This window comes from Mycolicibacterium chlorophenolicum, assembly GCF_001044235.1.
GTDB classification, from domain to species: Bacteria; Actinomycetota; Actinomycetes; order Mycobacteriales; family Mycobacteriaceae; genus Mycobacterium; species Mycobacterium chlorophenolicum.
Genome location: NZ_JYNL01000033.1, coordinates 1 through 5,962 on the forward strand (window position 1 = coordinate 1; position 5,962 = coordinate 5,962).

At 63.6% G+C, this 5,962-nt stretch carries 7 protein-coding genes and 2 pseudogenes; 5 read left to right on the forward strand and 4 right to left on the reverse strand.

Annotated features, from left to right (window positions below):
* A partial coding sequence (locus MCHLDSM_RS39400; RefSeq protein ID WP_234714060.1) for a cytochrome c biogenesis CcdA family protein occupies positions 1–397 on the reverse strand: 397 nt, incomplete at both ends.
* 1 nt (position 398) lies between these two features.
* Positions 399–808: pseudogene (locus tag MCHLDSM_RS39405) on the reverse strand (cytochrome c biogenesis CcdA family protein); the annotation flags it as partial.
* A 174-nt stretch (positions 809–982) separates the two neighbouring features.
* Here MCHLDSM_RS39405 and MCHLDSM_RS17135 point away from each other — a divergent pair.
* The 5 genes and pseudogenes from MCHLDSM_RS17135 to MCHLDSM_RS17150 all read left to right on the forward strand — a co-directional run bounded on the left by MCHLDSM_RS17135 (position 983) and on the right by MCHLDSM_RS17150 (position 4,438).
* Entirely contained in the window at positions 983–1,939 is a 957-nt protein-coding gene (locus MCHLDSM_RS17135) for a L,D-transpeptidase (protein WP_011767876.1), read from the forward strand.
* Between the two features lie 127 nt (positions 1,940–2,066).
* Positions 2,067–2,311 (forward strand): annotated as a pseudogene (locus tag MCHLDSM_RS17140) (ArsR family transcriptional regulator); the annotation flags it as partial.
* 489 nt (positions 2,312–2,800) lie between these two features.
* Positions 2,801–3,082 carry an SHOCT domain-containing protein gene (locus MCHLDSM_RS17145; protein WP_011767874.1) on the forward strand — a complete coding sequence of 94 codons (282 nt, stop codon included), beginning with the start codon at positions 2,801–2,803 and terminating at the stop codon, positions 3,080–3,082.
* 247 nt (positions 3,083–3,329) lie between these two features.
* Positions 3,330–3,671, forward strand: coding sequence for a hypothetical protein (locus MCHLDSM_RS39410; RefSeq protein WP_081437717.1), 342 nt, complete (start codon positions 3,330–3,332; stop codon positions 3,669–3,671).
* Positions 3,672–3,841: 170 nt separating this feature from the next.
* Entirely contained in the window at positions 3,842–4,438 is a 597-nt protein-coding gene (locus MCHLDSM_RS17150) for a hypothetical protein (RefSeq protein ID WP_011767872.1), read from the forward strand.
* 533 nt (positions 4,439–4,971) lie between these two features.
* On the opposite strand, the gene MCHLDSM_RS40445 is transcribed toward MCHLDSM_RS17150, so the two are convergent.
* Both MCHLDSM_RS40445 and MCHLDSM_RS35380 read right to left on the reverse strand, forming a co-directional pair.
* Positions 4,972–5,469, reverse strand: a complete 498-nt coding sequence (locus tag MCHLDSM_RS40445; RefSeq protein WP_412178256.1) for a hypothetical protein — start codon at positions 5,467–5,469, stop codon at positions 4,972–4,974.
* 30 nt (positions 5,470–5,499) lie between these two features.
* Positions 5,500–5,962, reverse strand: a 463-nt coding sequence (locus MCHLDSM_RS35380; protein WP_234714058.1) for an adenylate/guanylate cyclase domain-containing protein, incomplete at its 5' end; no start/stop codon positions are given.

Here is a 5,962-nt window from a genome sequence, read left to right on the forward strand (position 1 = left end):
CCACCTCGTTCCATCGCCCTGCTGACCGCGACGAGGAGCACGCCGCCGAAGACCTGAATTCGCCGGGTGTTTCGGCGCAGCCAGCCCAGTGCCCGCATCGCCCGGCCGGATGCCAGCGCGAACAGCACGAACGGAGCGCCCAGACCCACACAGTAGGCGACGACGAGCACGATGCCGCGCACGACGTTGGGCCCCTCGCTGGCAGATGCCACAGCGATCACACCCGTCAGCGTCGGGCCCAAACACGGGGTCCAGCCCAGCCCGAACACCGCCCCAAGTACCGGCGCACCCCACAGCGTGGACAACGACGTGGGAGTAAAGCGTGCGTCGCGTTGCAGCGCAGGGAAAAAACCCATGAACACCAGACCCATCACGATCGTGACGACTCCGCCGATGCNGTGGACAACGACGTGGGAGTAAAGCGTGCGTCGCGTTGCAGCGCAGGGAAAAAACCCATGAACACCAGACCCATCACGATCGTGACGACTCCGCCGATGCGCTGCAACAACACCCCATTGGTGATAAGCGTCGTCGTCAGACCCAGAATCGCGACGGTTCCCATCAGGAACACCGCCGTGAAGCCGACAACGAACAACCCTGCGGCCCCTGCCAACCGCAGACGTGCCCTGCCCAGCGGCTGGGCACGCGCCTGGTCATCCACGCCGACCACCGCTGCAAGGTAGGACAGATACCCGGGTACGAGAGGTACCACGCAGGGCGATGCGAACGACACCAACCCAGCCAACGCCGACACGAACACCGCGAGGAGCACGTGACCAGACGTAGCGATAGCGGTGACACCATCCACGACGTCCGACACCCTCCGCATCCACCGTGTCCGAACCTACTCATCTACCACGCAGGTCCGCACCCATGCTGCCGCACCCGACGCCACATCATCTACTATGAAACTACGTAGCAACAAATCGTCGTCAGCCGCCGCGAGCATCGGCCGGCGACCAGTGGAAGGGAGAAGGCCCGCATGCGGTGCCCGCCACCCAGGCCATTAATGGCCATGATGACGGCCGCACTAGCGGCTGTGACCGTGCTGACCGCGCCGTCGGCCTCCGCCGAGCCACAAATACCCGTGCCCACACCCGGCGACCCCCTCACGGTCCCCGACTCGACAGCGCCGAATCCCTTCCTCCCTCCGCTATCCGGCCCATTTCCCGGCCCGTCGTCAACGGCCGCCGAGGAGACACCCGCCGGCCAGAACCCAGCGCCGTACCTCGGCCCACCGGTCTTCGCTCCCCCCACGTTCAACCCGACGAACGGCTCGACGGTCGGCGTCGCCAAACCCATCATCATCAATTTCCAACGGCCGATCGCCGACCGCGCGCTGGCCGAGCGAGCCGTCCACATCTCCTCCACCCCCGCAGTCCCCGGGAAGTTCTACTGGATGAGCGCAAACCAACTCAGATGGCGGCCCATCGACTTCTGGCCCGCCAACACCACGGTCAGCATCGATGCCAGCGGCACGAAATCGAGTTTCCGCACCGGCGACTCGTTGGTGGCGACCATCGACAACGCCACCCTCCAAATGGAGGTCATGCGCAACGGCACACTCGAGAAGACGATGCCGGTATCTTTGGGGAAGCCCGGATACGAAACGCCCAACGGCACCTACTACGTGCTCGAGAAGTTCGCCGACATGGTGATGGACTCCTCCACCTACGGTGTGCCGGTCGACTCAGCTGAGGGTTACAAGCTCAAGGTCCAGGACGCGGTGCGCATCAACAACGCTGGCATCTTCGTTCACGGTGCGCCATGGTCGGTGGCTGATCAGGGTAAACGCAACGTCAGCCACGGCTGCCCTAACCTGAGCCCGGCGAATGCGCAGTGGTTCTACGACAATTTCGGCAGCGGGGACCCGGTCGTCGTCAAGAACTCCGTCGGCATCTACGACGAAAACGACGGAGCCCAGGACTGGCAGATCTGACGTCTAAGCGGGCCTAAGATTGGCCTAAGACGCCTCCGCGTCGGCGCCAGCGACACCACTAGCCGCCCGAATGGCGAGTCGATCTGCCTCGTCGATCCCGAGCGCCGGGGAACGCATGGCGCCGGCGGATCTGATCAGCGTGTCGGGCATTGCACAGTGGACTGTGTCTGCGCATCTGGCCTGCCTATTCCATGCGGCCTGATCACCGGGCGCCGGGATGGCCAGCAGATGTTCTACTCCCTGAATCGCCCAGAGCCGATGGACCTGTTCGCGTCGGCGGAATCGCTGCTGGCCGCCACCGGCAACCAGGTGGTGCTTTGCCCTGCGTGCGGAGCCAACGCGACAAAGAATGCAACGGTGACCAAGCTGTGACCGTCACCTGCGGTTGCGGGGTCAACGATGGGGCCGACATCGACAGACGGGCCGAGGAGCACGAAACCGAATATCCCTATGGCAGGTTCGCGATTCGCGTCCGTCGCGGGCGTGTTCTCGCTGCGCTGATCGCCCGGCGTCAGGTGCAGCGCCGACGGTCCTTCTCACGTTTGGAACCGGTCCAGCGCATTGCTCGCCCGGGCCGTGCTGTTGCCGCCGCCCACGGATGACCAAAGCCTTGTTTGGGTCCGGCCCTAGACTATCGCCGCGATACCGGTGGGGGTATTGTAGATTGGGGCCGAGGCAAAAGCCTGCAAGGAAAGTGATCGTTGGTCGATGCCGTTCCACGGAGCCAGGAACTTCACGGGTTTCCGCACTTTTGGCGGGCATATTGAGGCACATCGGCCCTACCGTCGGGGCACCCTGCCAGTTCATCGTGGTGCCAGGTAAGACATTTCCCGGCCAGTCAAGTGAAAGGGTTTCGCAACCATGATGTACGGCACGGACGGCTGCATGTGGGGCGGTTGGGGGTGGAGCGGCTGGATCCTCATGAGCGCGGTGATGGTGCTGTTCTCGGCCGCCCTGATCACCGCGGTCGTGCTAACCGTCCGGTATCTCGCCGGTAGCGATACAGAGCGCAACCGTGCTGATTCAGCAGCCTCATTCCGGTCCGAAGATGCTTTGGCACAACGGTTTGCGCAGGGTGACATCGACGCGGATGAGTTTCGGCGGCGAATGACGCTGCTGCGCGAAAGCCAGGAATCACGATGACTCAAGTGCCGCGGGCTCGCCGACGGCGGATCGTGCGGTGCCGGTCGACCGTGCACCTCAAGAATCGGATACAGCGAAGGAGATTGGAAGCATGACCGATACACCTGAATCGACAAGTGAACGAATCGCCGGGGCCGGAGAGCGCAGAGGGGTGAACCACGCCTTGGCGTGGAGTGGCATCNACGTGTGCTCTTCCGATCTCGACCGTGCACCTCAAGAATCGGATACAGCGAAGGAGATTGGAAGCATGACCGATACACCTGAATCGACAAGTGAACGAATCGCCGGGGCCGGAGAGCGCAGAGGGGTGAACCACGCCTTGGCGTGGAGTGGCATCGCCGCCGCAGCAGTGTTCATCGTTGCAGTTGTGTTCTTTTCCGGGTTCTTCATCGGCAGGGCCACCGACGGTTTCGGCGGTAATCGGGGGCAATGTCAAGGAACGCCCGGCATGATGGGGCCCGGCATGATGGGCCCGGGCATGATGGGACCGCAGGGCTCGTGGTCACCGGGGAACATGGGGCCTTCAGGCCCTTGGGGTCCCGGCCAGTGGCAGCCGCCGACAACCACGCCGACTACACCCCGTCCGTAGCGCACAAGAGCCTATTCACGCTGCGGTAGGAGCAATCTCAGACTGTCTCGTTAAGTCGGCGATCGTCGGGCACGAAGCCGCCAATGCCTTAAGACGGAAGCAACTTGCACCAAGCGTTCGCCGACAACGCGAATTCCCACGACATGTAGAGCACGAGGAGATCATCGGATATGACCGGAATGAGCAGGCGAGCGGCGCTGAGAATGCTGGCCACCGGTGGGGCCCTCTTCGGCCTGGGGTATGTCTTGCGCAACATTATCGACATACCTGTCAGCCGTGCCCAACCCGGGATGGGTGGCGCGACCGGTATGGATATGCGCGCTTACATGAACATGTTCATGCGGCATCAGGAGCTTCGACGCACCGTCGAAGAGATTCCCGGCGGGGTGCGCACCACCACCGAATCCGACGCCGCCGACCTCGTCGCCGAACTGCAGGCCCACGTCTCGTCGATGTATACCCACCTCGATCAGGGCAGTGAAGTCACCTGCATGAGCTCAAGCCTGCCCACCCTGTTCCGCCGTGCTGCCGATTATCAACGTCAGATCACGCTCACAGCCAGCGGCGTGGTGGTGGTCGAAACCTCCAGCGACCCCGAGCTGACCAGCGCCATTCGCGAACATGCCCGCGAAGTCACCGGATTCGTCGTCGAAGGGATGCCGGCGATGATGAGCGGAATGATGGACGGCGGGATGATGGGACCTGGCATGGGTCACGGAATGATGGGTCCCGGCATGGGTCACGGCATGATGGGACCGGGCCGCTGAACCGAAGCACGCACACCCATCAGAGACGGATCCGCCACAGGCACTGGTAGTCGCCGCAGCACGGCACAGCGGGAGAGCAAGCCAAGGCTCGTACCGAAATTGGCCTCCCCCCGCGAGTGAACGCTTACACACCGTGTCCGGGCTCCTCCGCCGCCTCGTTGCGGCCCTCCTCCTAGGCCAGCGCAGCCGATTCCCGGCGTCAAGAACAGCCAGGCGTACGCGGGGGACGGCGGGCTCGCCAGCGCGCCCCCGACCAGTCAGCGCGCGATGTGGACACTTCCCCGTACTCAGTCCCTCCACTAGTTAGTTAGTCAGTTGGTAGTACAGGACGTCGAGAAGCTGGCGGTCGTCGTGCAGAAGCTCGTGAAGGTGCTCGCCGGTCATGTCCGCTCCTAACCGGGACGGTACGTTTATGCGTCGATAGATATCGATAGGCAAGGCGTCCGATACTTGCGACGGCCCGACCGGTCTCGTCTCGCGCGAATAGTATTGATGGCGAACACCATTCGGGAGCATGTGGTGAACTTCGGCCCTTAGCAGGAGGTTGAACGAGTCGACATCGGTGCAGCCCCCCGCCCGCTCGTCGGGGACCTCAGCGTGCCCAAAGGGACCGCGACCTCACCCAAGAACGACTGAATGGACGCCGAATCCCCGTCACCAGATGATGTGCTCATATCGCCAACGCGGTCTGCGAATTGGCGTAGACAGGCCGTCGAACAGAAGTAGAACCGGTAAGTGTCCTCCTCATGCGTGATCGTCAGCGATTGTGCATCTGTCGAGACGTGCATCCGACATATCGGATCGACGTGCTCCTGGTGGCGGGTTCCGACGTCGAGGGCGAACGCTTCCACCAGCGCACCGACATTCCGCAACCGAAGCGAGCCCAACGACGTCGTCGCGAGAAGATCCGTTCCCCGAAGCGCGGAAGCGGCGTCGGCGTTGCCGACGATTTGGCCTGGCCGGGCGACGGCGGCCAGTCTGGCTGCGGTGTTGACCGTCGACCCGAAGACGTCTCCGCGGCGCTTCACCACCGCCCCGGCACAGATGCCTGCGCGCAANTATCAGCGTCGCGACGCGATCAGGTGTATTCGCGCAGCCGCGGCCTCGGCGTTGCCGACGATCTGACCTGGCCGGGCGACGGCGGCCAGTCTGGCTGCGGTGTTGACCGTCGACCCGAAGACGTCTCCGCGGCGCTTCACCACCGCCCCGGCACAGATGCCTGCGCGCAACAACGGAAAGCCGTCGATACGCCGGGTTTCGTCGTGGAGTCGCCGAAGGAAAGCCAACGCCGCGGCGGGGTCCGAACTGGTGATCATCACGGCATCGCCGAGGGTCTTGATCATCTCGTCGCCGGGCCCGAGGACCCTCGCGGCTATGGTGGCGAACCGGTCCGCCAGTTCGGCAGCACGATGATCACCGTGGGCCTCGGTGAACGCCGTGAACCCCGCGATGTCGACGAAGATGACCACAGTGTCGACGTCGGCATGCTCGAATTCATCTGCAGCGCTGAACGGGTCGATCGTC